This window comes from Flavobacterium xueshanense, from assembly GCF_900112975.1.
GTDB lineage: Bacteria > Bacteroidota > Bacteroidia > Flavobacteriales > Flavobacteriaceae > Flavobacterium > Flavobacterium xueshanense.
This window is the reverse complement of record NZ_FONQ01000002.1, coordinates 146,083-172,248: the sequence shown is the minus strand read 5'-3', so window position 1 is coordinate 172,248 and position 26,166 is coordinate 146,083. Positions and strand designations below refer to the sequence as shown.

At 35.2% G+C, this 26,166-nt stretch carries 22 protein-coding genes; 8 read left to right on the top strand and 14 right to left on the bottom strand.

What is annotated here, in order from left to right; translation table 11 throughout:
* Positions 1–35 precede the first annotated feature (35 nt).
* The gene (locus BMZ76_RS02915) at positions 36–1,073 is read left to right on the top strand and encodes an aldo/keto reductase (protein ID WP_091203224.1); all 1,038 of its coding nucleotides are present in this window, start codon (positions 36–38) and stop codon (positions 1,071–1,073) included.
* A gap of 51 nt (positions 1,074–1,124) precedes the next feature.
* Here BMZ76_RS02915 and BMZ76_RS02910 read toward each other — a convergent pair whose 3' ends face one another.
* From BMZ76_RS02910 to panC, 9 genes are all read right to left on the bottom strand, one after another.
* Positions 1,125–3,092 (bottom strand): transglycosylase domain-containing protein, encoded by a 1,968-nt coding sequence (locus BMZ76_RS02910; protein ID WP_091203223.1) that lies wholly within the window; start codon positions 3,090–3,092, stop codon positions 1,125–1,127.
* A 205-nt stretch (positions 3,093–3,297) separates the two neighbouring features.
* Entirely contained in the window at positions 3,298–3,738 is a 441-nt protein-coding gene (locus BMZ76_RS02905) for a hypothetical protein (RefSeq protein ID WP_091203222.1), read from the bottom strand.
* Positions 3,739–4,045: 307 nt separating this feature from the next.
* Positions 4,046–4,450: a hypothetical protein gene (locus BMZ76_RS02900; RefSeq protein WP_091203221.1), complete on the bottom strand. Its 405-nt coding sequence runs from the start codon at positions 4,448–4,450 to the stop codon at positions 4,046–4,048.
* Between the two features lie 273 nt (positions 4,451–4,723).
* Positions 4,724–5,098 carry a hypothetical protein gene (locus tag BMZ76_RS02895; RefSeq protein WP_244281734.1) on the bottom strand — a complete coding sequence of 125 codons (375 nt, stop codon included), beginning with the start codon at positions 5,096–5,098 and terminating at the stop codon, positions 4,724–4,726.
* Between the two features lie 170 nt (positions 5,099–5,268).
* Complete coding sequence (locus tag BMZ76_RS02890) at positions 5,269–5,928, bottom strand: hypothetical protein (RefSeq protein WP_091203220.1); 660 nt, start codon at positions 5,926–5,928, stop codon at positions 5,269–5,271.
* A gap of 316 nt (positions 5,929–6,244) precedes the next feature.
* Positions 6,245–7,606 (bottom strand): DNA repair protein RadA, encoded by a 1,362-nt coding sequence (gene radA, locus BMZ76_RS02885; protein ID WP_091203219.1) that lies wholly within the window; start codon positions 7,604–7,606, stop codon positions 6,245–6,247.
* On the bottom strand, positions 7,606–8,754 hold the full coding sequence (locus tag BMZ76_RS02880; protein ID WP_091203218.1) for an alpha/beta hydrolase: 1,149 nt from the start codon (positions 8,752–8,754) through the stop codon (positions 7,606–7,608). Before BMZ76_RS02880 ends, radA begins: the two co-directional genes overlap by 1 nt.
* A 251-nt stretch (positions 8,755–9,005) precedes the next feature.
* Positions 9,006–9,356 (bottom strand): aspartate 1-decarboxylase, encoded by a 351-nt coding sequence (panD, locus tag BMZ76_RS02875; protein ID WP_091203217.1) that lies wholly within the window; start codon positions 9,354–9,356, stop codon positions 9,006–9,008.
* A gap of 14 nt (positions 9,357–9,370) precedes the next feature.
* Entirely contained in the window at positions 9,371–10,219 is an 849-nt protein-coding gene (gene panC / locus BMZ76_RS02870) for a pantoate--beta-alanine ligase (protein WP_091203216.1), read from the bottom strand.
* 108 nt (positions 10,220–10,327) lie between these two features.
* On the opposite strand from panC, the gene BMZ76_RS02865 reads away from it, so the two are divergent.
* From BMZ76_RS02865 to BMZ76_RS02835, 7 genes are all read left to right on the top strand, one after another.
* Positions 10,328–11,134, top strand: a complete 807-nt coding sequence (locus BMZ76_RS02865; protein ID WP_091203215.1) for a glycogen/starch synthase — start codon at positions 10,328–10,330, stop codon at positions 11,132–11,134.
* 20 nt (positions 11,135–11,154) lie between these two features.
* Positions 11,155–12,816 (top strand): BamH family beta-barrel-assembly machinery protein, encoded by a 1,662-nt coding sequence (locus tag BMZ76_RS02860; RefSeq protein WP_091203214.1) that lies wholly within the window; start codon positions 11,155–11,157, stop codon positions 12,814–12,816.
* A gap of 9 nt (positions 12,817–12,825) precedes the next feature.
* Positions 12,826–14,673 (top strand): glutamine--fructose-6-phosphate transaminase (isomerizing), encoded by a 1,848-nt coding sequence (glmS, locus tag BMZ76_RS02855; protein WP_091203213.1) that lies wholly within the window; start codon positions 12,826–12,828, stop codon positions 14,671–14,673.
* Positions 14,674–15,049: 376 nt separating this feature from the next.
* A complete protein-coding gene (locus tag BMZ76_RS02850; protein WP_091203212.1) occupies positions 15,050–17,875 on the top strand; it encodes a carboxypeptidase-like regulatory domain-containing protein in 2,826 nt (941 codons plus the stop codon).
* Positions 17,876–17,909: 34 nt separating this feature from the next.
* Positions 17,910–19,403: an SGNH/GDSL hydrolase family protein gene (locus BMZ76_RS02845; protein ID WP_091203211.1), complete on the top strand. Its 1,494-nt coding sequence runs from the start codon at positions 17,910–17,912 to the stop codon at positions 19,401–19,403.
* Positions 19,404–19,660: 257 nt separating this feature from the next.
* The gene (gene atpD, locus BMZ76_RS02840) at positions 19,661–21,172 is read left to right on the top strand and encodes a F0F1 ATP synthase subunit beta (RefSeq protein ID WP_091203210.1); all 1,512 of its coding nucleotides are present in this window, start codon (positions 19,661–19,663) and stop codon (positions 21,170–21,172) included.
* 69 nt (positions 21,173–21,241) lie between these two features.
* On the top strand, positions 21,242–21,523 hold the full coding sequence (locus tag BMZ76_RS02835; protein ID WP_091203209.1) for a FoF1 ATP synthase subunit delta/epsilon: 282 nt from the start codon (positions 21,242–21,244) through the stop codon (positions 21,521–21,523).
* A gap of 167 nt (positions 21,524–21,690) precedes the next feature.
* Here the strand turns inward: BMZ76_RS02835 and BMZ76_RS02830 are convergent, their stop codons facing one another.
* The 5 genes from BMZ76_RS02830 to BMZ76_RS02810 all read right to left on the bottom strand — a co-directional run bounded on the left by BMZ76_RS02830 (position 21,691) and on the right by BMZ76_RS02810 (position 25,915).
* Entirely contained in the window at positions 21,691–21,900 is a 210-nt protein-coding gene (locus BMZ76_RS02830; protein WP_091203208.1) for a helix-turn-helix domain-containing protein, read from the bottom strand.
* A gap of 2 nt (positions 21,901–21,902) precedes the next feature.
* Positions 21,903–22,301, bottom strand: a complete 399-nt coding sequence (locus BMZ76_RS02825) for a DUF2975 domain-containing protein (RefSeq protein ID WP_091203207.1) — start codon at positions 22,299–22,301, stop codon at positions 21,903–21,905.
* 123 nt (positions 22,302–22,424) lie between these two features.
* A complete protein-coding gene (locus BMZ76_RS02820) occupies positions 22,425–23,981 on the bottom strand; it encodes a vanadium-dependent haloperoxidase (protein ID WP_091203206.1) in 1,557 nt (518 codons plus the stop codon).
* The gene (locus BMZ76_RS02815) at positions 23,971–24,894 is read right to left on the bottom strand and encodes a transporter (protein WP_091203205.1); all 924 of its coding nucleotides are present in this window, start codon (positions 24,892–24,894) and stop codon (positions 23,971–23,973) included. The genes BMZ76_RS02820 and BMZ76_RS02815 overlap by 11 nt, the downstream gene beginning before the upstream one ends.
* Positions 24,895–25,426: 532 nt before the next feature.
* Positions 25,427–25,915, bottom strand: coding sequence for a hypothetical protein (locus BMZ76_RS02810; protein WP_143071044.1), 489 nt, complete (start codon positions 25,913–25,915; stop codon positions 25,427–25,429).
* Positions 25,916–26,166: the final 251 nt, after the last annotated feature.

Sequence of the window (26,166 nt, the reverse complement as noted above, 5' to 3'; positions counted from 1 at the left end):
TGTTTTCGAAAAAATAAAATACAATTTCCTTAAATATGAAATACACCACTTTACCAAATACTGATGTAAAAGTCAGCAAAATTTGCCTTGGCACCATGACTTTTGGACAGCAAAACACCGAGGCTGATGGCCATGCCCAAATGGATTATGCCTTAGAAAACGGAATCAATTTTTTTGATACGGCTGAGATGTATTCGGTTCCAGGACGTCAGGAGACTTACGGAAGTACTGAGAAAATTCTTGGCACTTGGTTTAAAAAATCGGGTAAAAGAGAAGATATAGTTTTGACATCCAAAATTGCGGGACCCAATCCAAATTTTGGATACATGAGAGAGAAATTAGATTTCTCGCCAGCCAGTATCAAGTTTGCATTAGATCAAAGTTTATTGCGCCTGCAAACTGATTATATTGATGTGTACCAATTGCACTGGCCGGAACGCAAAACCAATTATTTTGGGCAACGCGGTTTTAAAGCGCAGGACGATGCTTGGGAAGATAATATTCATAATGTACTTGAAACATTAGATGGCTTTGTCAAAGAAGGAAAAATAAACCATATTGGACTTTCAAATGAAAATCCATGGGGAATTATGCGTTTTCTGGAAGAAAGCAAATACAACAATTTGCCAAGAATAAAAACGATTCAAAATCCGTATTCGTTATTAAATCGACTTTTTGAAAACGGTTCCGCTGAAATTTGCCTGAGAGAAAATGTTGGTTTATTGGCGTATTCTCCAATGGCTTTTGGGGTTTTGTCCGGAAAATTCCTTACGGGTGAAGAACATCCAAATGCCAGAATCAAATTGTTTCCACAGTATTCCAGATACAACAGTCCACAATGCATCGAAGCCACACGGATGTATCAGGAAATTGCCAAGAAAAACGGATTAACCTTGACGGAATTGTCGTTGGCATTTATAGAACAGCAGCCGTTTGTAACCAGCACAATTATTGGCGCAACCACATTGGAACAATTAAAAGAAAATATTGATACAATTCAAGTGTCACTTTCGGATGAAATTCTAAGAGCTATTGATGAAGTGCAAGCGGTAATTCCTGACCCGGCACCCTAAAATAAGAAACCCTGTCAGAGTTCTAAACTCTGACAGGGTTATTTCTAATAATTAAAGATCAAATTCGTCATCGACGGCCACGGAATCCACTTTTATTTGCGTGGAATCTTGTACTTTAAATTTGATAAAAGATTTTGCAGGTCCTGAAATCAATATTGGTAAGGACTTGTAAATGGTGTCATCAGCACTCAAAAGTCCTCTTCGAAACATAATATTGGTTAAGAACGATTCTTGTTGTATCGCAAAATCTTTCAACATCCCTTGATCGTTGAACTGATACATGAATTTTTTTGGACTTGGGATAATTCGGGCCAGATACAAGCATTCGTTCAGCGATAATTCCGAAGGCGTTTTTTGGAAATAGAACTGACTTGCTTCGCCAATTCCATAAACATTTGGACCCCATTCGATAATATTAAAATACACTTCGAGCATACGTTCTTTGCTCACAATCCGGTTGTTTTCCAGAATGTAAACCAATAAAATTTCTTCCAGTTTACGCGACACTGTTTTCTCCCGGCTCAGAAAAACATTTTTCACTAACTGCATACTGATGGTACTGGCACCGCGGGAGAATTTTTTAGTTTTAATATTTTTGATAATGGATTGTTTGAAAGCTTCTTTGATGAACCCACGATGTGAAAAGAAAGAAGGATCTTCCGTTGTCAAAACCGACTTTCGTAAATATGGTGAAATTTGGTCCAGTGGCGTGTAATTTGGATTAGCCGAAGCCACTAAAACCGGACGTTGCAACACGTTTTTTATAAGTGCGCGGTACACAAATTCGCCATTGAGTTTGTTCAGGTTGGCTTCGCCATACTTTGTAATTTTTAGATTTTCTTTCTTCAATTTACTATCGAAAACCAGTTGATTGGGTTTGTTTTGGTTGAATGCAAAATCCAATTTATAATCAAAAGTACCGCTGGCTTTCATGCCTTGAAAATTGGCAAATAAACCGTCAGGAAGCGAAGTAATAAAGTCCTGCGCTGTCATTTTTGGGATGCTTACTTTGAGTTTGTAAATCGTATCTTTTTCCGTTTCATAAGCCGCGTAAGGATGAAATTTTATCTTGTTCAATTGAACCGTTGAGCTGCTGTCAATCGAAATAAAATCGGAACCCAATAAGAATCGGTAATCAAATCTGGCGTTTTTTAGCAATACATCTTTACTGGCAATTTTAGGATGGTTGAGTTTTAAATTGGCAATAACCATAAATCCATCAATATGCAATTCATTACCATTTTTCTCTATGTTTTGAATATTCAATCGGATGGAATCAAAGCTTGATTTCAGGTTGAAACGTTCGTCTAAATATGGCATTTTGATGGCGCCAGTATCTATATTTACAAAACGGATATCGGCTTTTTTGTTTCTTGGATCGGCAAAACCTTTAATTTTCCATCGTTGTGAAATGGTGTTGGTTTGAACTTTTATTGAAGTTTCCAATTGCTTGTTGACTAATCGCAATTTTTGGAAATTGATGGTTGCCTTTTTCCCGTTATCAATAAGTCGGAAAGAAAGATTGTCCAAAATCATATCCGTTGGGACTACATTCAGTGCTTTTGAAATAATTCTGTAAGCAAACTGAGCGTAATCTCTTTTCTCGTCGTGAATTTCAGTTTGAGTGTCTTTTTTTAGAAAAGCATCGTAATTTCCTGTTTTTCCTGTTTTTATCAGCTGTACAAAACCATTCTGTATTTCTAAAGTTCCAAGTTGTACATCGCCCGTAACCAAGCGCAATAAATTGACGCTGGTTTTTAATTTTTGTATTTTTAAAAGCGTGTCGGCATTTTTTGGAACCAGTATTATTTCGGTAAGATTCAAGCCCGATAATCCGTCAAAAGAAGCTTTTTTTATCGTAAAAGTACTGTTATAATCCACTTCCATTTCATGGGAAACTTTTGCAATAGTCTGCTGTAAAACGGCATCACGAAACATATAAAAACCAATAACAAAAACTGCAAATAGTACAAAAAGTATTTTTGCAGCTAAAAATATTTTTTGTTTTTTGGTTTTCATAAACGGTTTAATAAGTAATAGAATCTAAAACAACAGGCGTTTGGAATATTGGTCATAAAGAAAAGGAAAATAATACGAAAGGAAAGTTTTTTATAATTTTCTTTAGGAGGTTGATTGGGAAAAATGATTTCTATTCCATTTTAGGACATAAAAAAACTACAACATAACTGCGTTGTAGTTTCAGAATTTCTTAGGAGCAGCGATATTAGCTATTGGGTTCTGGTTTTTTATATTCGGAAGGATTATAATAGCGTCTTACTTTTTCCACAATTTGGTTTAAAGTCATTTTATCTGCGGTTTCTACGGCTTTTAGTTTTCCGGGTTCGATTAAATTTCCATCTATTAATTTTTTTTCTAATCTTGTTTTGGTTTGTGCCGGACCAAAAACAATAAGTTCATCCGATTTTTTGACATAAGACAAAACGGATTTTATAAAATAATTGAGTTGTTCTTCTTTTCGAGCCTCAAATTGTGATTCGTTAGTGCTATGATGCCCACCGTTGAAAGTGCCTTTGTTGCCTTCTCTGTTATGATACACGTCATTTTCAACCTCAGAATCGATTTCAGTAATTTTTTCTGTATCACCATCAAGAGCAACAATTATTGCTTTTGACGAATCTATCCAAATGCCAGTTTGTCTTTTCATGTCTTTGATTTTTAAGTTAAAGTAGATTGTTATAAAACAGCTTTATTTTAATTTTCATTTAATCCGTTTGGTGTACTTCAATATGTTTAAATTTTTAACTCCACTTCAACTTCGCTCTGCGCAGGCTAGAAACATAGATTTTAAAATTTTGGAAGGCGTTTCACTTTTTTAGAGAAAATCATAGTTATGTGAACCCAATAATTGCGCTATCTGACTCTTTTTTTTGTATGTTTCTATGTGGTTCAATTTTTTATTTATGATTAGTTGAAATTTTATTAATTACGTCCAACCGGTATTCATTTAATTTTCATCCATTCAAAATGAACGTCAGTTCGCTTATTAAAACTTGTTCTGATTTATTTTTCGCTGAAAATGAAGAAGCGATGGCGTTGACTGTTTTTAGAATTAAAACATTAATTTCCTGAGTGAACAAGTGTTGGTGTTCTGCTCTGAAAATTTTAAAGTCGGGCATCACTTGTTCCAATTCCCATTCATTGGCGACCAGCCAGTCAAAAACAATTTCGATTTCATAAGCGGTATCATCGCCAAATATATTGAAACTGTTTTCCAGCGGAAGCCATTCTGTCTTGATAATTTGTTTCAGTTTCTTAATTTCTTCTTCACGAATAATTTTGTCTATGGTCGCAATAGAATAGAACACTTTGCCTAAATGTTCGTATAAATGAGTCATAGTTTGGTGTGAAGGTTTCATTTTTATGTTCGTAACAAATTGTTAAACATAAAGTTACAAAAAATAATGAATCCTTTTTCAGCATTGTCGTTTTTATTTGAAATAAATAATGTTAATAAAGGGAAGTTACGGAAGTAAAAAATCTATTTCGTTTTTGCCTCTAGAAACGACAGCAGATTGTCTGTTTCCAGTTTTTGATTGGCGTATTTTAATTGAAGTTCAGAACCTTCGCCCATTCTATTGTAGTATTCCAACGCTTTTTTTGCAAAGAAGCGTTTGTTGAAATCAGGAAGTTCAGGAATTTGAGTAAATTTTTTTATGAAAAAGCATTTCATAATAGGCTTGCCATTCCCTTTCATTTTTATCTTCAATCAAGTTTTCTTTCGTTTTTTGACTCACGTGAATCATTTCATGCATCAGCAGATTGAGCATTAAGTGCAGCGGATATTCGAAAGTGTTTTCAGGAATGCGGATGATTTGAGGTTCGCCAAGAAGGCCTTCGGTAGTCATCAGGATAAATTCCGGTTGGGCTTTTTCCCTTAATTCAAAGCCTTTGAAATTTAGGTTTTCTAGACCATATTCTTTAATTAAAAATTGGCCAGCAGCAATGGTTTCTCCAAGTTCATGAAAGGTATTGACGATTTGTAAGTGTTCTGGATACGATTTCATTTTGCGTTATAACTATTTTATGTTTTCTGCTCAATGTTGTGAGAATGGATTGCAAATCCTAGCTGTTGTTGCATTGATGTGGCTGATCGGTTAGGTTTGGGAAAATCACCCCTAATACAAAACTAACTTTCCATTAAGCCAATTACACAATTCCGTTGTAGGAGCTATTGTTAACTGGTATTATTTAAGTTATTACAAGAATTAACAACTATTTTTCCGCCTTCATAAATTTGTCGGACAATACAATCAGAATTAATTTTTTCAATAATGGCTATATATTTTTCAAGTGAAATAAATAAAAGTTCTTTGTTTTTTGATTTATCTGAAGAAAAGTAAAACCCTTCAAATCCATTATTTAACCAATTTTCACTGTCTTCATCAGGTAGCGAAATATCTGTTTTTTCCCAAATATATTTTGGCATAAAATGAAAACTGTGGATTAACTTATCAACTAAATCTTTAATTGAAATATTTACTCTTTGAGGAGAATGCAAATAATAGATTTTATCAATATCATAGGAATTCCAATTAGTTATTTTCTCATTTAGATTTTTCTCGTATGAAATTATTGAAAAATTTTCGCCCAAAAGCTCGAATGATATTTTATTAGCCTCAATAAGTTTTCGAATTACTATTGAGGTATAAATTGCGAATTTTTGCAGTTTAATAAAGGCTTTATTATACACTTCTTCATACTCTTCTATTGTATCATCATCAAGTATTTCAGATTCTTCAAATTCATCTTCGAAATTTGTATTGTCAAAAAAGTCTATAATATCATTTACTTCTTTTTTTAGTTCATATTTCCATATCTGACTATCTATTATCATCTGACTTGTTGGTTCTTAGGGAAGCTTGCCACTACCTTGATTATAATCGCTCCAATGTAGCGACTACACACCCGTAATTGATTAGATTCTCGCTATTCACTAGCGAATACCAAACGAATATATAAATAATATTTTTAGTACAAATTATCAAAAGTATTGTTTATTTTCCCGATCGCGCGGATTTGCAATCCGTGCCCTTAGAGTATTTCAAAACAAATCCAATACTACAACTTCTACTTCATTCACCAAGCAATCGTAATTTCTTGAAGCAATGAATCTATGAATAGGATAACGATTTTAGATTTGTCAATAAATATCATCCAAACAACTCACTCGCAACATCTTCAATTTTGGCTACCAATCGAATTTTGATTCCGGAATTTTTCAACGCAATTTTATTGTATTTGGATACAAAAATGGTCGAAAAACCTAATTTTTCTGCTTCCTGAATGCGTTGGTCTACGCGGTTTACCGGACGTATTTCGCCAGAAAGTCCCACTTCGCCGGCAAAACAAAAATCTTTATTTACCGCGATATCTTCATTCGAGGATAAAATGGCGGCAACAACAGCCAAATCGATCGCAGGATCATCTACTGAAATTCCTCCGGTTATGTTCAGGAATACGTCTTTGGCGCCAAGCCTAAAACCAGCTCTTTTCTCTAATACGGCCAGAATCATATTGAGTCTTTTGGCATTATAACCCGTGGTGCTGCGTTGCGGTGTTCCGTAAACTGCGGTGCTTACCAAGGCTTGGATTTCAATCATCAACGGGCGCATGCCTTCTAAAGTCGACGCAATTGCTGTTCCTGATAATTGTTCGTCTTTGTGTGATATCAATATTTCTGAAGGATTAGAAACTTCGCGCAAACCATTGCCCAACATTTCATAAATACCAATTTCAGCAGTGGAACCAAAACGGTTTTTTAACGAACGTAAAATGCGATACACGTGATTCCGGTCGCCTTCAAATTGCAAAACCGTGTCCACCATGTGTTCCAGGATTTTTGGTCCGGCAATATTTCCGTCTTTGGTGATATGACCAATCAGAATCACGGGGATATTGGTTTCTTTGGCAAATTTAATCAGTTCGGCGGTGGTTTCACGTATTTGAGAAATACTTCCCGGAGTGGATTCAATATAATCCGTATGCAAAGTTTGAATTGAATCGATAATCACGATTTCCGGTTGTATGGCTTCAATTTGCTTGAAGATATTTTGTGTTTTGGTCTCGGTAAGAATATAGCAATTGTCGCCGCTGGGCGTGATTCTTTCGGCACGCATTTTTATTTGTTTCTGACTTTCTTCGCCCGAAACATATAAGGTTTTATAAGGTAATTTTAAAGAAATTTGAAGCAAAAGAGTACTTTTTCCAATTCCGGGTTCACCGCCTAAAAGAATCAAGGAACCGGGAACTATTCCGCCACCCAAAACGCGATTCAATTCGCCATCAGTGGTGTCCATTCGGATTTCCTGCGCCGAATCAATTTCGTTTATTCGTAATGGTTTTGGTGCCTTACTGCTGGTAGACGTTTCACTTTTCCAAGCTGTTTTTTCTTGTTTTTGGATAATTTCTTCTGCAATGGTATTCCATTCTTTACAAGAATTGCATTGTCCTTGCCATTTTGCATATTGTGCGCCACAGTTTTGGCAAAAAAAAGTTGTTTTTACTTTTGACATTATTTTTTTGGTGTTTGACTGGTCATATCATCGTATTTTTCCATCATCATATTTTTTGTCAGGTTGCCAATTTCCTCTAATTGGGACGCGGTTTGGTACCGTTTTGCCGCTTTTTTAAGGTCGCCCATTTTTTCATACATTAAACCCAATTCATAATCGGCTAGCATTGATTTTGGATAATTTTTGTTGGCAATTTCAGCTAATTTATCCAGTTCTGAATACGCTTTATTTTTAAGAATTGCAGCTTCGATAGCTTTGAAATCGTTTACGCGAATGGGCATTTTTAGACCTAAATTTTTAGACAAAACCTCGTATTTATTGGTCAGGTAATCTACATATCCCGATTGAAGGATGACAATTTTCTCCGAATATTCGGTAGAAGAAATGGGTTTATAAGTGTCGAAAAATTGGTACAAAGCATTTGGAATCGAATACAAAACAAGTGAATAATGGGAAGCTCCCGCAAAATTATCAAACTTATAATTCAGTAGCGGATTGGTAACCTGTTTTATATTGATGTCTAATTTCTTGATGGAAGTCTGTAGTTTTTTTACATCGCCATCACCATTTGACTGATAATAAAAAATAGGTTGTTTGATTTTGGAAAGTTGCTCCGGAATGCGATTTTCCATATCAGGCGCTAATTCGGGACTTAATGAAATATAGGCATTGAAAAGGGGATTGTCTTTGTACAGAAAAAAGTTCAAAAATCCAGCAGTCGTGTCATGACCGGCGATGATGCGGAAAGGCGCAACAGGATATTTTTTTTCGATGTATGGTAGTAATTCGGTACCAATAAACTCAAAAAATTTCGCTCCTTTTCCAGAAGGAACGCCATCTGCTTCGTCATAATTGCTGTCGTCAAATCGTTCCTTATTTTTGTTTTGGCTGATGCCAACGATAATGGTTTCCGGTAAATCATCCCAATAGGCTCCATAATTTAAAGCGCCATAAAAAGGTTCAAATAAGTAATCGCCATCCAATAAAACGAGAATCGGGTATTTTTTATTGGGGTTTTTTTCAAAAGAAGGCGGAAGTCCAATGGTGATTTCCCGACTTTCACCAAGCACTTGAGAATCGAAAGCAATCGTAGTTTTTTGTGAAAATGCGGAAAAAGAAAAGAGTAATAAGAGTATTAGTTTTTTCATGATTTAGTTTGTTTTAGAAATTATGATTTACTCTAAATAAGAGCAAGCAATATAAACATTATTACTTTTAATTGAAAATGAATGCCAGTAAATGTTAAGAATGCGCTTTGATTTCAAAGGCGAAATCAGCGTTTATTTGTTTAGTAAAACAGCGTTAAAAAAAAACAGCTACTGATTCTCGGATTTTAAAATGCAAAATCAGAAAATCAGTAGCTAAAAAAATAGTTTTTGGTTTTTTATTCGAATATAAATTAAGTCAACGAATTGTCATTTTCATTTGGAAAAATAACCCATGGTTTGAAGGTTTTAGCTTTTTCAAAATCCATGCTTGCGTAAGAAATGATGATGATGATATCGTCTTTTTGCACTTTTCTGGCAGCAGGTCCGTTGAGTGTTATGGTTCCTGAATTTTTCTCGCCTTTGATTGCGTAAGTATCAAAACGTTCTCCGTTATTGATGTTTACGATGGAGACTTTTTCGCCTTCAATGATATTGGAAGCTTCTAGTAATGACTCGTCAATAGTAATGGATCCGATATAATTTAAATCGGCGCCGGTTACTTTAACGCGGTGAATTTTTGATTTTAATACTTGAATTTGCATGCTACAAAAGTAAATTAATTTAATGAAATGGTGTCAATCAAACGAATATTGTTGACTAATACGGCAATAAAAGCACGGTATTTTTTATTTTTATTTTTTCGGGTACACGATAAAAGAGTTGCTTCGTCTGCAATGGTGAAGTATTCCAATGTAAAGTGAGGATTGTTGCCGAATGATTTTTGAACCCATTCTGAAATTACAGCGGTACTTTTTGTTGCAAATTGCTCTTTTACAGCAGTAAGCACTTTGTAAATAATGGCGGCTTCATCTCTTTCCCGCGCTGATAAACGCTCGTTTCTGGAACTCATGGCTACATCATTGGATTCTCTATAAATGGGACAGCCAATTACGTTTACTTTTAAGTGATTTTTTGCAACCATCTTTTTTACAATTTGCAATTGTTGAAAATCTTTCTCACCAAAATAAGCGTTAGTACATTCGATAATTTCAAAAAGTCGCTTTACAATAGTGCCTACACCATTAAAATGTCCTGGTCTAAATTTGCCTTCCATTTGGTTTTCCAACCCGTCAAAATCGAACGATTCCGAGACCGGTTTCCCGTCATAAATATCCTCGACAGTTGGCGCGTACAAAATGATATTTGGATTCAGATTGGTAAGTTTTTTTACATCTTCGTCCAGTGTTCTCGGGTATTTTGCCAGGTCTTCCGGATTATTGAATTGGGTGGGATTTACAAAAATACTGACAACGGTAGTGTCGTTTTCCAGCAATGATTTCTGCATTAAAGCCAAATGACCTTGATGTAAAGCGCCCATAGTTGGAACAAATCCAATGGTGGAATGGATGGTTTTTATAGATTTCAAATAGTCCATTAAAGATGCTTTTCCGTAGAAAATATGCATGGCAGTATTATTAAAATTAAATGCAAACTTACTATTTTAGTTAATAACTGCATAAATTTTTGTAATTTTGCATGGTTTTTATTGCCAATAAATTAAGTAAATTACGATATGAAAGATAAGAGGATATTATATGTATCATCTGAAGTGGTGCCGTATCTCGCTGAAACCGAGGTCTCTTTAATGTCTTATGACGTTCCAAAAATGATTAATGATCAAGGCGGACAGATAAGAATTTTTATGCCAAGGTATGGAAATATTAACGAGAGAAGACACCAATTGCACGAGGTAATTAGACTTTCGGGGATGAATTTGGTAGTAAATGACTTGGATATGCCATTAATTATTAAAGTGGCTTCTATTCCAAAGGAAAGAATACAAGTCTACTTTATTGATAATGACGAGTATTTCAAAAGAAAAGCTACGTTTGCTGATGAAGAAGGGGTGATGTATCCAGATAATGATGAACGTGCAATTTTCTTTGCAAAAGGAGTTGTTGAGACGGTTAAGAAACTCAATTGGGTTCCGGATATTATTCATGTTCATGGATGGATGGCTGCAATGCTACCTATTTATTTAAAGCATTTTTATAAAAACGAAGCATTGTTTTCGGAAACAAAGATTGTTACTTCTGTGTACAGCCAATCTTTTGATGGGACTTTGAATGTGGAAATGATTAATAAAGTAAAATTTGATGGTGTTCCAGATGATGCAATAGCAGATCTTGAGATTCCAAACTACGAAAATATCATCAAAGCAACTATTAAACATTCTGACGCAGTGATTATTGCTTCAGAAAACCTGTCTCCAAGTTTAACAAAATTTATAGAATCTTCAGGAAAACCTTTTTTACCTTTCGCACCGAAAGATGCATTCGCGGAAGCGTATACAAATTTTTATAGAAACGAGGTTCTTTAAATTAAACTTTTTTAATAAATATGTACAATAATTCTTTTTTTAAGAAAATTCTTTTAGTAGCAAGTGTTGTTTTTTTATATTCTTGTGATAAAGATTATAACGAAATTGGTGGAGATTTAATCGGTGAAAATAATTTTGATTTTAAAAAAGAAACATATAGTGTTTCTGGTTACAATCAAAAAACAGGACCTATACAATCCAATAATCTTGAAGTAAATCCATTGGGAATTTACAGCAGTACAAATTTTGGTGAAACAACCGCAAACTTCAATACTCAGTTAACTTTACCGGCTCTTATTACTTCAGTAAGTACAAAACCTTTTGTGGAAAGTGTAGTGCTTACCATTCCGTATTATACTGACGCAACCCAAACAAAAACGAATGCTGACGGAAGCCATGTGTATGTACTAGACTCTATTTATGGTCCGGATAAGGCCAAAATGAAATTAAGTATCTATGAATCAGGTTATTTTATGAGAGATGCGGATCCTATTGGAGGATTTCAACAATCTCAAAAATACTTTACAGATCAGAATACTGAATTCGATAATTTAAAAATTCCGACTCGTTTAAATGACAACCCTGATAAGGCTCAGAATGATGAGTTCTTTTTTAATCCTGCAGAGCATGTCGTTGTAACAACAGATACGGTAACGAAGGCAAAATCAACAGCATACATTGCTCCGGGAATGAAGCTGAATTTGAATAAGGATTATTTTAAAGCCAAGATTATTGATGCGGTTAATTCTGGTAAGTTAGCCTCAAATGAAGTTTTTAAAAATTATTTTAGAGGTCTTTATTTTAAAATGGAGAAATCCGGAGGTGGTCAAGGGAATTTAGCGATGCTGAATTTTAAAGCAGGTAAAATAACCATTACTTATAATGAGGATTTAGTTTCTACAACAGGTGGGGCTACAACGCGAGTAAAGAAAACGATTGTTCTAAACATGACAGGAAATACTGTTAGTTTGTTGAATAACGATTTTAGCGCTAATGGAAGTGCGTATAATGCCTTGCCAACGACTGGAAACACAACTGAAGGAGATGAGAAATTATTTTTAAAAGGTGGTGAAGGTTCTGTAGCGGTTTTAGAGCTTTTTGATAAAACAGATGTAAAAGGATATGATGCTAATGGAGTGTTAACAGGTCCTAATAAAATTTCAGATCAATTAGATGACTTAAGAAACCCGGCAGATGGTAAAAAAATATTGATTAATGAAGCAAATCTTGTTTTTCATATTGACGCTGCTGCTATGGCCAACAGTTATGAGCCACAAAGAATTTATTTGTATGATTTTAAAAACAGCCGACCTTTGACAGATTATTACCTGGACCCCACTACTAATAGTACGGATCCAAAAAAATCTAGAACTATTTTGGATGGCATTATAAAGAAAGATGCCACTAGTAAAAAAGGGGTGACTTATAAAATTAGAGTAACCAATCAAATACGAAATCTGATCAATAATAAGGATTCCACTAATGTTAAATTAGGTCTTGTAGTTACGGAAGACATAGGAATAGTAACATCTTATAAGTTAAAAACTCCAAATACATTTATTTCTCAAGCGCCAAAGACTTCGGTTATGAACCCATTAGGAACAATTTTGTACAGCGGAAAATCTACCGTAAATGAGGCTAAAAGATTAAAACTTGAAATTTATTATACAAAACCTAATTAAACCAAGACTATGTGTGGAATTGTTGGATATATTGGATACAGAGAAGCTTATCCTATTGTAATTAAAGGATTAAAAAGACTCGAATATAGAGGCTATGATAGTGCTGGTGTCATGTTGTATGACGGTGAAAACCTTAAGGTTTCTAAAACAAAAGGGAAAGTTTCAGATCTTGAGGAGAGAGCTTCAAAAGAGATTACCATTAATGGAAGCATTGGGATAGGTCATACACGCTGGGCAACGCACGGTGTTCCAAATGATGTAAACTCGCATCCACATATTTCAAATTCAGGGGACTTAGCAATAGTTCATAACGGAATTATTGAAAATTATGCGCCTTTAAAAGCAGAGTTGATCAAAAGAGGATACGTTTTTCATTCTGATACGGATACTGAAGTATTAATTAATCTTATTGAAGAAGTACAGAAAAAAGATAATTTAAAATTAGGAAAAGCAGTTCAGGTGGCTTTGAATCAGGTAGTAGGAGCGTATGCCATTGCTGTTTTTGACAAAAAAACTCCAAATGAAATCGTTGCTGCCCGTTTAGGAAGCCCATTAGCAATTGGTGTTGGTGAAGGAGAGTTTTTTATAGCTTCAGACGCTTCTCCTTTTATAGAATATACATCTAATGCGATTTATCTGGAAGATGGTGAAATGGCAAATATTAGATTACATAAACAAATGAAAGTTCGTAAAATTAAAGATGACTCTTTAGTTAATCCTACTATTCAAGAGCTTCAAATGAATTTGGAACAAATTGAAAAAGGTGGTTACGATCATTTTATGTTAAAAGAAATTTATGAGCAACCAAGCGTTATCAAAGACACATATCGTGGAAGACTTCATGCTAATGAAGGTTTGATTCAAATGGCAGGTGTTGAGGATAATTTAGAAAAGTTCTTAAACGCGGAAAGAATCATAATCGTTGCTTGTGGAACTTCATGGCACGCTGGTTTAGTTGCAGAGTATATTTTTGAAGAATTTGCAAGAATCCCAGTTGAAGTGGAATATGCTTCTGAATTTAGATACAGAAATCCAATCATAAATAGTAAAGATATCGTTATTGCTATTTCTCAATCTGGAGAAACGGCTGATACCATGGCCGCTATAAAATTGGCCAAAGAAAATGGTGCGTTTGTTTTTGGAGTATGTAATGTAGTAGGATCTTCTATTTCAAGAGAAACTCACGCCGGTGCTTATACTCATGCGGGACCTGAAATTGGTGTCGCATCTACAAAAGCATTTACAACTCAAATTACGGTGTTGACAATGATTGCGTTGCGTTTAGCTAAAGCCAAAGGAACATTATCAAATTCAGCTTTTCACACCTATTTACAAGAATTAGAAATTATTCCTGAAAAAGTAAAAGAGGCTTTAGAAACAAATGACAGAGCAAAAGAAATTGCTGCAGTTTTCAAAGACGCTCCTAATTGTTTGTATTTGGGAAGAGGGTATAATTTTCCAGTGGCTCTTGAAGGTGCTTTAAAATTAAAAGAGATCTCCTATATTCATGCTGAAGGATATCCTGCAGCGGAAATGAAACATGGACCAATTGCCTTAATTGACGAGCACATGCCGGTGGTTGTAATTGCGCCAAAACAAGGGCATTACGATAAAATTGTTAGTAATATTCAAGAAATTAAATCCAGAAGTGGAAAAATTATAGCAGTAGTTACTAAAGGAGATACACAAGTACGGGAATTAGCGGATTATGTTATTGAAATTCCGGAAACTTCGGATGCATTATCACCGTTGATTACTACTATTCCATTGCAATTGTTATCGTATCACATTGCTGTTATGCGTGAATGTAATGTAGATCAACCTCGTAATCTTGCGAAATCAGTTACTGTAGAATAAATTTGTAGTTAACTGCCTTAAAAATAATCAGCCTCGGAAGTTTTTTTCGAGGCTTTTTTTGTGTTTTGTAATTTATTTAAATAAGTATTCTTAGATGTTAGAAAAGTGAAATAAAAGGTAAATTTTGGGACTTTTTGAACTTTTATCAAATATCTAAAAATTAATAATTATTTTGTGATATATGTATTTTTTATATGCATGCATAGTGATATTCTATTTTTTTAGCATAAATTTTAACATTAAATAATTAATTTTAAATGTGAAATAAGCGTAAATGGTGCAAAATAACTGATGAATATGAAATTTTTTCAGTCCTTTTTTATTAATATCAAAAATATTTGTACTTTGGCTTCATAAACCAACAAATTATAACCCAATGAGAGTGTATTTACTTTTTTTGTCATTGTTTTTTTGTAGCTTAACTTTTGCTCAAAACTCAATTTCAGGTATTGTTACAGACAGTAACAACCAACCTATTCCTGGAGCCAACATAAAGATTGTTGGAGACTCTTCGGGTGCTATTTCCGATTTAGACGGATCATTTACGTTACAAACTGCTAAAAAGCCTCCTTTCGTAATTGAGATTACAAGTGTAGGGTTTGGAACTCAAAAGATCAACGTTTCCTCTGCTAATCAAAGAATTTCTGTTAAGCTTTTAGATGAAGAAAATAAACTGGATGAAATTGTAGTTTCTGCATCAAGAACTCCTGAAAGAGTTATTGAATCACCGGTTACTATTGAAAGAATGGGTATACAACAAATAAAAAGTACTACCGCACCGACATTTTATGATGGTTTAGAAAATCTTAAAGAGGTGCATTTTAATACGAGTAGTATTTCGTTCAAATCTATAAATACAAGAGGTTTTTCTACAGTTGCCAATACTCGTTTTATGCAATTGGTGGACGGTATGGACAACTCTTCACCGGCATTGAACTTTGTTTTAGGAAATCTTATCGGACTGTCTGATATTGATGTTGCTAACGTTGAGTTGCTTCCGGGTGCATCTTCCGCTCTTTATGGCGCAAATGCTTTTAATGGTATTTTGTTCATGAACAGTAAAAATCCTTTTGCGAATCAAGGAATTAGTACTTACGTAAAATACGGGCAAACCACTCAGAAAGCTGCTGGTACAAATGATTATTTTGATTTTGGATTGAGAGCAGCAAAGGCTTTCACTAAGCATTTTGCAGCCAAAGCAAATTTCAATTTTTTGAGAGCTACAGAATGGATTGCTGCTGATGACAGAAGTTTAACAGGTGGTTCAATTGGGCACGCTAACAATCAAAACTATGACGGTTTGAACTTGTATGGTGATGAGGTTACAACTTTTATTACTAATGTGGGTCAAGTAAGTAGAACAGGATACCGCGAGCAGGATTTGAATGACAATAAAGTTAGAAGTGTGAAAGCAGATTTCTCTTTGCATTTTAAACCTTGGGAAGGTGAAACCGAAATTATATTACAACATAAATTAGGTTTAGGAAGTACGATTTATCAAGGAGCAAACAGATATGCATTAAATGATTTCTTTATGCAACAATCTAAAATCGAGATAAAAGGGAAAAATTTCTTTGTAAGAGGATATGTTACTGACGAAGATGCTGGTAATTCTTACGACATGCGTTTTGCTGCATGGAATGTTAACAGGGCTGCAAAATCAGATACAGAATGGTTTACTAATTATGCTACTGCGTATCAGTTATCCGGTGCTGTATTAGGTACTAACGCACATCAATCTGCTACAAATGCAAGAAATTATGCAGATTACAATATCAAACCAACAGGTTTGCCTTTTTTAGCAACTCCAACAGGGAGTCCAAGATTTGAACCAGGTTCAGCGCAATTCATAAGCGCTTTGGCAGCAGCAGTAGCTGAACCTGATTTAACTAAAGGAGCTAAATTTATAGATCAGTCTAAAATTTACCATTCTGATGTAAATTACAATTTTAAAGATTTGGTAAAATTTGCAGAGATTCAATTAGGAGGTTCATTCAGACAATATGAAATGAACTCACAAGGAACAATCTTCACTGATTTTGACGGTCCATTAAGATATAATGAGTACGGTGCTTACGGACAATTGACCAAAAAATTCATGGATGACAGGTTGAAATTTACAGGATCTGCTCGTTATGATAAAAGTCAAAATTTTGATGGAAATATTTCGCCTCGCGTATCTTTTGTTTATTCTGCCGGAGCAACTAAAAGACATAACTTTAGAGTTTCTTATCAAACTGGATTTAGAAATCCAACTACTCAAGATCAATACATTGGTTTAGATCTAGGACCATTCGCTTTGATTGGTTCTGCTCCTGAGAATTTAGATCGTTTTACGGAAATTAGAGGAGTTAGTGCTGCTGGTCAAGCATTGGGAGTTCCTGCAACTTTAACTTTAACAGGTCAAAATGCCTATACTAATTCTTATACTTTGACATCAGTTCAGGCGTTTAGCGCTGCAATTGCAGCAAACCCAACGAACGTTCCTGCAGCAGCAGCTTTATTAAAAGTGGCTAATCCAAGATTGGTAAAGCCTGAAGAGGTTCAGGCTATAGAATTAGGATATCGTTCTGTAGTTAACAATGATTTGTCAATTGATATTAATGGATATTATAATATTTATAATGATTTCATGAATACTTCAAGAGTGATTAGTCCGTATTACGGAAATGTTAATACCGCTTTTGATTTTGGTAATCCTGCAACTTTGGCTACGCTTTCTGCTTTGAGCAATGGAGACAGAAGAGTGTATCAAGTATACACCAATACTGTTGCAAAAATTACTTCATTAGGTTTTGGTGTAGGTTTGTCTAAAAAAGTGTACGGGGATTTTGAAGTTGGTGTAAATTATAATTATGCTGAGTTTAATTTTAATCAAGAAGAAGACCCCAGTTTTATAGCTGGTTTTAATACTCCTAAACACAGAGTAAAAACATCTATTGGTAACGCTAAATTGTTTAAAAACTTTGGTTTCAATGTTAATGCAAGATACAATACGGAGTATTTATGGCAGTCTTCTTTTGCTGACGGAATGGTTCCGGAAAACACTGTATTAGATGCTCAAATTAATTATGGTTTTCCAAAGTTAAAATCTGTACTTAAAATTGGTGCTACCAATATTGGTGGAAAAGATTATCTTCAGGTAATTGGAGCTGGAGCAATAGGGCAACAATGGTTTGCTTCTTGGACAATCAACCCATAATTATAAAAAGGTCAATAATTTTAAAAAATATATTATGATAAAAAATTTCAAATGGCTGTTGTTGATTTCGCTAACCTTCGCAGCTTGTAATAACGATGATGAGGTAATTGCCGAAGAGCCGCTAACAGCGGGTACGGCCGATTTTTCTAAATATGTTGCTTTAGGAGATTCGTTTGCGGCGGGATATAGTGATGGCGCTCTTTTTAAAGCTGGTCAAAAAAATTCATACCCTAATATCTTGGCAGGGCAATTTGCTTTAGTTGGCGGAGGTGCTTTTACGAATCCATTCATGGCAGATGACAATAGAGGTGGATTTTCAATTGGAGGAAATCAAGTTCCTCAATTCCCAACACGTTTGTATTTCAATGGTGCTGGACCAGTAAATGTTTCAGGGGTTTCGGGAACAGTTCTTGGTGCTAGTATATCTGGAGCATATAGCAATATGGGTGTTCCAGGTGCAAAAGCAATACATTTAAGTGTGGCAGGTTACGGACAAGCTAATCCATATTTTGGACGATTTGCGAAAACGGCAATGTCAAGTGTAATAAAAGATGCTATGGATCAAAATCCAACCTTCTTCTCTTTGTTTATTGGAGGAAATGATGTTTTAGGATATGCTACTAATGGTGGTATACCCACTTCGCAAGATCCTGTTGCAGGAAATAACATTACTCCCACGGGTACTTTTAATGCGGCTTATAATGCTTTAGCTACTGCTCTTGCGGCAGGAGGTAAAAAAGGAGTTGTTGCCAATTTACCTTATATCAACAATCTACCGTTTTTTACTACGGTTCCTTTTAACCCAGTTCCTTTAGATGCTGCAACTGCAACACAATTGAATACACAGTTGTTGGGGCCAGTAAAACAAATTCTTACAGCTCTAGGCGCTGGAAGCAGAATCAAAACATTGTCTGCTTCAGCTACAAATCCTTTATTGATAAGAGATGAAACGTTGGTTAATTACAGTGCTCAAATTACGGGTGCGCTAACTGCAGCTGGTGTTCCGGCGCAGCAAGCAGCTTTAATGGGTAGTCTTTATGGACAAGCGCGTCATGCTAATGGTGGTGCAAATGTTACTGACAAAGATTTTGTATTGCTTACAACCAGAACGGTTATTGGAACACCACAAGCTGGAGTTCCGGCTCCTTTTAATACCGTTGGGGTGACTTTTCCATTGCAAGACAATAGGGTTTTGACAGCTTCAGAGGTTTTGGAGATAAAATTAGCGACAGACGCCTATAACGTAACGATTAAAACTGCGGCTGAATCAAACAATTTGGCTTTCGTTGATACAGCTTCAATTTTGAATCAGTTGAATAATGGAGGAATTCGTTTTGGTACTTTTCACATGACTGCTGCTTATGTTACAGGAGGTACTTTTTCTTTAGATGGAGTTCACCCAAGTCCAAGAGGATATGCATTAATTGCTAATAAATTCTTGGAGGCTATAAATGCTAAATATGGTTCTAATTTGAAAGGTGTTGATTTAGGTTTGTATGGAATTCAATATCCAGCTACTATTCAATAATTTGAACCTCTTTTTTTTGTAAAAATAACCACCCGTTTCTTGACGTGGTGGTTATTTGTTTTTAAGGATATTGCGATCTTTTGTCTGTTTCAAAGTCATTTCTCCATTATCTATTAAAAATATCCTTTTTTTATAAAAAATTATTGATTTTATATTTTAAAAAATTATCTTTGCACACTGAAAAAAGCATTTAATCGATACATTTCGGTTAGTACTATTTCATAAACCTAAATAGCTATTTAATAAATACATAAGTAATGTCGAAAGTAATAGGAAAAGTTGCCCAGATCATTGGACCAGTAGTTGACGTAGTTTTCAACGGTAAGGATGTTGAACTTCCAAAAATTTATGATTCATTAGAAATCACAAAAAAAGATGGTACTTTATTAGTACTTGAAGTACAATCTCACATTGGTGAAAACACAGTTCGTACCATTTCGATGGACTCAACAGATGGTTTGAGTAGAGGTTATGAAGTAGTTGGAACAGGTAATCCTATCCAAATGCCAATTGGTGCTGATGTTTACGGACGTTTATTTAACGTAATTGGAGATGCGATTGATGGTTTGCCGGAATTGCCAAAAACAGGTGAAAACGGAATGTCGATTCACAGAGCAGCTCCAAAATTCGAAGATTTATCTACTTCTTCTGAAGTTTTATTCACAGGTATTAAAGTAATCGATTTAATTGAGCCTTACTCAAAAGGGGGAAAAATTGGATTGTTTGGTGGTGCTGGAGTTGGTAAAACAGTATTGATTCAGGAGTTAATTAACAATATTGCAAAAGGTCACGGTGGGCTTTCCGTATTCGCAGGAGTAGGAGAAAGAACACGTGAAGGGAATGACTTACTTCGTGAGATGTTAGAGTCAGGAATTATAAAATACGGGGATGAATTCATGCACTCTATGGAAAATGGAGGATGGGATTTATCTAAAGTAGATTTAGTAGGAATGAGAGAGTCTAAAGCCACTTTCGTTTTCGGACAAATGAATGAGCCTCCAGGAGCTCGTGCTCGTGTGGCACTTTCTGGATTGTCGATCGCTGAATATTTCCGTGATGGAGCAGGAACTGATCAAGGTAAAGATGTATTGTTCTTCGTGGATAATATCTTCCGTTTTACACAAGCAGGTTCTGAGGTTTCGGCACTTTTAGGTCGTATGCCATCTGCAGTAGGATACCAACCAACATTAGCAACTGAAATGGGTGCAATGCAAGAGCGTATCACATCTACAAACAAAGGTTCTATTACATCTGTTCAAGCGGTTTACGTTCCTGCGGATGATTTAACGGATCCAGCTCCAGCTACAACTTTTGCTCACTTAGATGCAACAACAGTATTGTCTCGTAAAATTGCTGAGTTAGGTATTTATCCTGCAGTGGATCCATTGGATTCAACTTCAAGAATACTTACGCCTCAAATTTTAGGGGATGAGCATTATGACTGTGCACAAAGAGTAAAAGAAATTTTACAAAAATACAAACAATTACAAGATATCATTGCGATTCTTGGTATGGAAGAATTATCAGAAGATGATAAATTAGCCGTTTCGAGAGCACGTCGTGTACAACGTTTCTTATCTCAACCTTTCCACGTTGCGGAGCAATTTACAGGATTAAAAGGAGTTTTAGTTGATATTAAAGATACTATCAAAGGATTTAATATGATTATTGATGGAGAATTAGATCACTTGCCAGAATCCGCTTTTAACCTTAAAGGTACGATTGAAGAAGCTATCGAAGCTGGAGAGAAAATGTTAGCGGAAGCATAAATTAGTGTTCAGTGTTCAGTCTCAGTATTCAGTACTGAGACTGTAAACTGAGACTATAAACTAAAAAATATGTTATTAGAAATAATTTCACCAGAAGCAAAATTATTTTCAGCAGAAGTAACTTCGGTAACACTGCCAGGAGTTGATGGAAGCTTTCAGATTTTGAATAACCACGCGCCAATTGTTTCTATATTAGAAAAAGGTGTAGTGAAAATTACCGCTTCCAACTTTGCTTTCGCAAAAGAAGTGGCGAGTAAATTCACTAAATTAGACGCCCAAAATTACACACTTGCTATCAATTCTGGGACAATCGAAATGAAAGACAACAAAGTTATTGTTTTAGTCGACTAAAATAATTTCGATATATAAATCAAAGCTTCACAATTTGTGAGGCTTTTTTTTTGGAGCTATTTCCAGCTGTCCACTATATCTTTTACAAAGCTTCCAGCCTTCAAAAGGCTGGAAGCTTTGTAAAAGGATGCCGTTTCCATCTGGGCTAAAAAGTCGAGAACAAGAGATTATTCATCCTTTACAAACTCCATAATATCTCCGGGTTGACATTCCAGAATTTCACAAATCAGTTCTAAAGTGGAAAACCGAATCGCCTTTGCTTTTCCGGTTTTTAAAATAGATAGGTTAGCGGTATTGATTCCCATTCGTTCCGCTAGTTCATTGGAGCGCATCTTTCGTGTAGCGAGCATAATGTCTAAGTTGATGATTATAGACATGGTTATATTGTTAGATTATTTTCAGTTTCTATGATATTTCCTTTTTTAATAACATCAGAAAAAGCTAATAACCCAATGCCAATCGCAAGTAATAACAAATACATAATAATATCAGAAAGTATTTGGTCCTTTGCAGTCTGACTCATGCCCACCAGTCTAATTATGATCCCAGAAACGCTTAACAGCAACAAAAGGTAGCCACTTCTTTTAAATCTCTCTGAGCTTTTAAAATTAAAAAGGCCTTCTTTTATAAATGCTTGCAACCCTTTTTGAATATTAAATAAAGCCAATATTAAGACAGCTATTCGTAATAACATTATATAAGGACTTAAATTTCCAAAAATAGATTCCTTGTAAATTAAAGCAGTTGCTTCGCTAGACCTCTTATACCACCGTTTCAAGGAAAAGTCATTTTTTAATATTTTTTTATAAAAAAAGCAAAACAGGTTTCCAACGTCTGTTAGGCTTTGGTTGATAACAAATATTAAAACAAACCATTTACAAATTATCAACTTATATTTTAATTATTCAGCTCCATCTATTGAAGCTCTTGCAACAGCAAAGCCACCTACTTTTTTCCCTAATTCAAGTCCTTTTTCACAATCACTCTTATAATGAATGGCGCCAAGCAAGCGCGAATCAGAAGCCTGTTTAGCCATAATTGAAAAATTTTGCGCTTTTGCAGGAATAATATGCGATAATACGGCACTGGCAGCACCACTAAAGGTCGAGTGACCTGATACATAAGCAGGAAAATTCGGAATCCCTGTTAATGTTTTGATGGATGGATCCATCTGATAAGGCCTTGGATTAAAATAAAAGTATTTTGCATCCCAGCAACTGATAGCCGCATCCATCATGGCAATATTCAATAACGCCATATTTCTGGCCCATCGTACTTCGCTGTAATTTTGGGCTACAAATTCTTCAGCTGCAATAGCATTCCAGTGGCCTGGCGGTGTGTGTATACCCACACCATCAGCCCAAAAGGTAACAATTCCCATATTTTTTCTAGTGGCATTTTTGCTGTTGGTTTTTACTTCAGCTAATTCTTTTGCAAATTGTTCTGATTTCGTGGAAGGCGGTGGAACCGGACGACTGGCAAGAACCATTTCAGGGGTCATAAGGAATGATTTTACTTTTCCAAACAATGGTAACATTGGAGGTCTTGCGGGAATATCTAGTGATTTCCATGGAGTTTCTCCAGTGGCTGCAGTTAGAGTTTCAAGTTGTGTCCAAAGTGCTTGATTGCCAATAGCTGCCCCTGTTCCGTCAGCGGCAGCTCTGGCGATAAATTTGGCGGCAATTTTTCTGCCTAAAATAATTCCGGCATCAACATCACTTCGAACATTGGCGCCACTAATAATGCGATATAATTTCTGTTCCTCTGCTTTTTCTTGGATGTAAGCGATTTCTGTTGGGAATAATAATTTTAATAATTCAACAGTAACTCCTGCTAAAACAGCATCTTCAGATGGATAGGAAGGTAAGCTGCTCTTCGGGATTAGAACGGGTAAAGTTGCGTCAACTATAAATGGTGCATCTCTATTATAAAGTTTTTTATAATGCCAAGTTGCAACCATCGCATCGTATTGCGCAGCGCTCACATACGCATAAGCTCTGGCTGCGTAAGGAGGATTTGAAAAAGGAAATTGAGGATTCGCAAATGGATTTGCTCCAGATGGTGCAGGATATGTTCCGTCTTCATTTTGATATGGTGGACGATTGTGTCTTGCCACTAAGGTCCGCATAATTTCATTCCAACGTAAAACGCCTCCGGCGCTCCAATATTGTATTATTTTTTTCTGCTCCGGAGTTATGCTTGCTTGGTAACTTTTTATTTCGTTAATTTCTCTTGCAAAAGCAGGTGTGCTTGATGCTATTGGCGGATCCAAATAAAATTCATTTGGGGCAGTCAATAGGAATGTTTTCCAGCTTCCGGCTAATAAATCTGTATTGGCGGGATTTAATTGAGGGAATTGCTCATTGCGTTCTGTTAACTCGTCACTACAAGAATAGTTCAACGTAAGAAACAAAACCAGAAGACTATTGCAGGCTATTTTTTGTACTTTATTTTTCATTTTCTTGTATCGTTTTTTTTAAATTAAGGATATAAAATAGACCGCCGTAAAAGGTATTTGATTGCCCTACATTTCGGCCTTCTGTAACAAAATTGCACCCTCCAATAATAGATAATGCCGGTACTTTCTTAAGCGTGTATTTAGTATTCACACCAATTTTTAATGCATTCATAGTATTGCTTAGAAAAGGCATGTTGTTTGTTGTAATGTCAAATCCACCAGATTGTGTAACCCAATTATCAAGAACAGCTTCAGCTATTAATCTGCTGGAGCGATAGCCTATTCTGTAGTTTATGGATATAGCATTCGGCAGGGCAACTTCATTGGTGTAATGTATTTCGGTTGTGTAATAGGAATTTCTGTGAATGGTTACGTTAGCTCTTTTTACATACGCTCCGGATAGCGTGGTGAAAAAGCGACCTCTTTGATAATCGCCCATTAATCGTAAGGAAGCAGTCTTGCTTTTGAGGCCAATACTTAATGGTAAATAATCTGCTGGATAATCTGAAATAGGCGCTGATAGACCTCCTAAAGCATATAAAGAGTAAGTAGCTTTGCCAATTGTTTTTTCAAACGGCATGTATTTTACGGTAAAAGAGATGTCCTGTAATCCTTTTGCTCCTCCCATTGTGCCAGCAGAAGCTTTAGTTTCTACGTACGGAAGGCTGAAAATAATATTTAAGTTATCAGAAACACCATAGTTTCCCATTAAAGCCACTGACTTTGTGGATACGGTACCAAAATTGAGGTTTTCTCTTTTAAAGGTTCCTTCCCAATACTTGTTCCAGCTACTACGTTGGTATATTGTTCCAAAACAAAAATTGCCTTTACTCATCATAATTCCATCAATCTCTGTTTGAGCATTCATAAATAAAGGTGCCAACAGCAGACAACTTAAGTAAATTTTTTTCATTAAAAAATGGTTTTGGTTAACAGCGGGTGTTTGGTATTTAAAAACATTTTGTTTTAATTATTAAGAAAACAACAAATTTTCAGATGCTTAATAATTAAAATCTGGTTGATAATCCTATGTTTGTTGTGTAATCAGCAAAAGCTGCATCACCTTGAACATGAGCGCCTGTCGTCGTTGAATTCTTCTTGTCGGTAACACTTTGCGAACGGTTACAAACCACCGCAAATGATACTGATGCAAAAAGAACGATTTTTTTTACTCGGAGTTTACTATGTTTTCACGGTTTAAATGAAAGGATATAGTCTTAGTTGTTTAAAAAAAATTGACAAAAAAATCAAATAATAATGTTAATTGGATTGGCAAATCAATGATTTTCCTGTAGGAATAAGGTACTTCTCGCCGTAAATTTACACCGATGTAGCAAACACTATTCAATTTTAATATCAGAACCCGGAGGAGTTATATTGATTTTAAAAATTAATACTAAATACTATATATTCAGTATTGTAATGTTTTTGGTGCAAAATGTAAATTAATCAAAATCAGGTGGTGTGTACGATAAAGCACGGTGTCCCGAGCGTAAAGACGCTATAGGATTTTCATTAATCGCTACAACTTCTGCTTCTTTTTCAGGCGAAAAAGCGAAACAAACAGCAGTGTTTGATACGTAATCTTTAAGGAAAGATTTTAATAGTTTTTTAACCGGAGACTCTTTTGAGGAAGATCCGTTGAATAATTGATTGTCAACAATGTCTTTTAAATCCCGACTTACTGCATCTTGATGTGAATTGCGCAGGTAATACAGACTTAAGATGTTGTTTTGAATTCTTTTCTTGAAAATATGATAGCTTTTGTTGTTGATGACCACATCTTCATTTACGTATTCAAAATCAGTGTCTTCGATAAAAGAGTATAAAGTTGCATTCAATTTGATTACTTGAAAATCAGAATCCTGTCTTTTTTCCATAGAAGATATCCACGCTTGCTCTTCTTGATAAGCAAACATGAGATAGTATCCCATCACGTTGTAAACAACGTTACTACTAAAAAAAGTGATGCAATTCGTTTCATATTCGTCGAAAGTAAAAAACTATTGCATTGCTTAACATTTTCAATATTTATTTTAAGTTTTTTTTAACATAATTTTACGAAGGTTGTAAATCGAAAGCATTTTCGAAAAAATTTACATATTTTTTTTCATTGGTTTTGTTTCATTGTTAATTTATAATGCATTTGATTTTTTTTGATGAAGAAACCGAATTTTGATTTGAA

Coding starts and splice junctions, on each gene's coding strand:
- BMZ76_RS02890 (WP_091203220.1), bottom strand. CDS start 5,928: ATGATAATAGATAGTCAGATATGGAAATATGAACTAAAAAAAGAAGTA.
- BMZ76_RS02860 (WP_091203214.1), top strand. CDS start 11,155: ATGTACAATAATTCTTTTTTTAAGAAAATTCTTTTAGTAGCAAGTGTT.
- panD (WP_091203217.1), bottom strand. CDS start 9,356: ATGCAAATTCAAGTATTAAAATCAAAAATTCACCGCGTTAAAGTAACC.
- radA (WP_091203219.1), bottom strand. CDS start 7,606: ATGTCAAAAGTAAAAACAACTTTTTTTTGCCAAAACTGTGGCGCACAA.
- BMZ76_RS02820 (WP_091203206.1), bottom strand. CDS start 23,981: ATGAAAAATAAAGTACAAAAAATAGCCTGCAATAGTCTTCTGGTTTTG.
- BMZ76_RS02880 (WP_091203218.1), bottom strand. CDS start 8,754: ATGAAAAAACTAATACTCTTATTACTCTTTTCTTTTTCCGCATTTTCA.
- BMZ76_RS02845 (WP_091203211.1), top strand. CDS start 17,910: ATGATAAAAAATTTCAAATGGCTGTTGTTGATTTCGCTAACCTTCGCA.
- BMZ76_RS02910 (WP_091203223.1), bottom strand. CDS start 3,092: ATGAAAACCAAAAAACAAAAAATATTTTTAGCTGCAAAAATACTTTTT.
- BMZ76_RS02865 (WP_091203215.1), top strand. CDS start 10,328: ATGAAAGATAAGAGGATATTATATGTATCATCTGAAGTGGTGCCGTAT.
- BMZ76_RS02915 (WP_091203224.1), top strand. CDS start 36: ATGAAATACACCACTTTACCAAATACTGATGTAAAAGTCAGCAAAATT.
- atpD (WP_091203210.1), top strand. CDS start 19,661: ATGTCGAAAGTAATAGGAAAAGTTGCCCAGATCATTGGACCAGTAGTT.
- BMZ76_RS02905 (WP_091203222.1), bottom strand. CDS start 3,738: ATGAAAAGACAAACTGGCATTTGGATAGATTCGTCAAAAGCAATAATT.
- BMZ76_RS02835 (WP_091203209.1), top strand. CDS start 21,242: ATGTTATTAGAAATAATTTCACCAGAAGCAAAATTATTTTCAGCAGAA.
- BMZ76_RS02830 (WP_091203208.1), bottom strand. CDS start 21,900: ATGTCTATAATCATCAACTTAGACATTATGCTCGCTACACGAAAGATG.
- BMZ76_RS02895 (WP_244281734.1), bottom strand. CDS start 5,098: ATGAAATCGTATCCAGAACACTTACAAATCGTCAATACCTTTCATGAA.
- BMZ76_RS02900 (WP_091203221.1), bottom strand. CDS start 4,450: ATGAAACCTTCACACCAAACTATGACTCATTTATACGAACATTTAGGC.
- BMZ76_RS02850 (WP_091203212.1), top strand. CDS start 15,050: ATGAGAGTGTATTTACTTTTTTTGTCATTGTTTTTTTGTAGCTTAACT.
- BMZ76_RS02810 (WP_143071044.1), bottom strand. CDS start 25,915: ATGGGATACTATCTCATGTTTGCTTATCAAGAAGAGCAAGCGTGGATA.
- BMZ76_RS02815 (WP_091203205.1), bottom strand. CDS start 24,894: ATGAAAAAAATTTACTTAAGTTGTCTGCTGTTGGCACCTTTATTTATG.
- panC (WP_091203216.1), bottom strand. CDS start 10,219: ATGCATATTTTCTACGGAAAAGCATCTTTAATGGACTATTTGAAATCT.
- glmS (WP_091203213.1), top strand. CDS start 12,826: ATGTGTGGAATTGTTGGATATATTGGATACAGAGAAGCTTATCCTATT.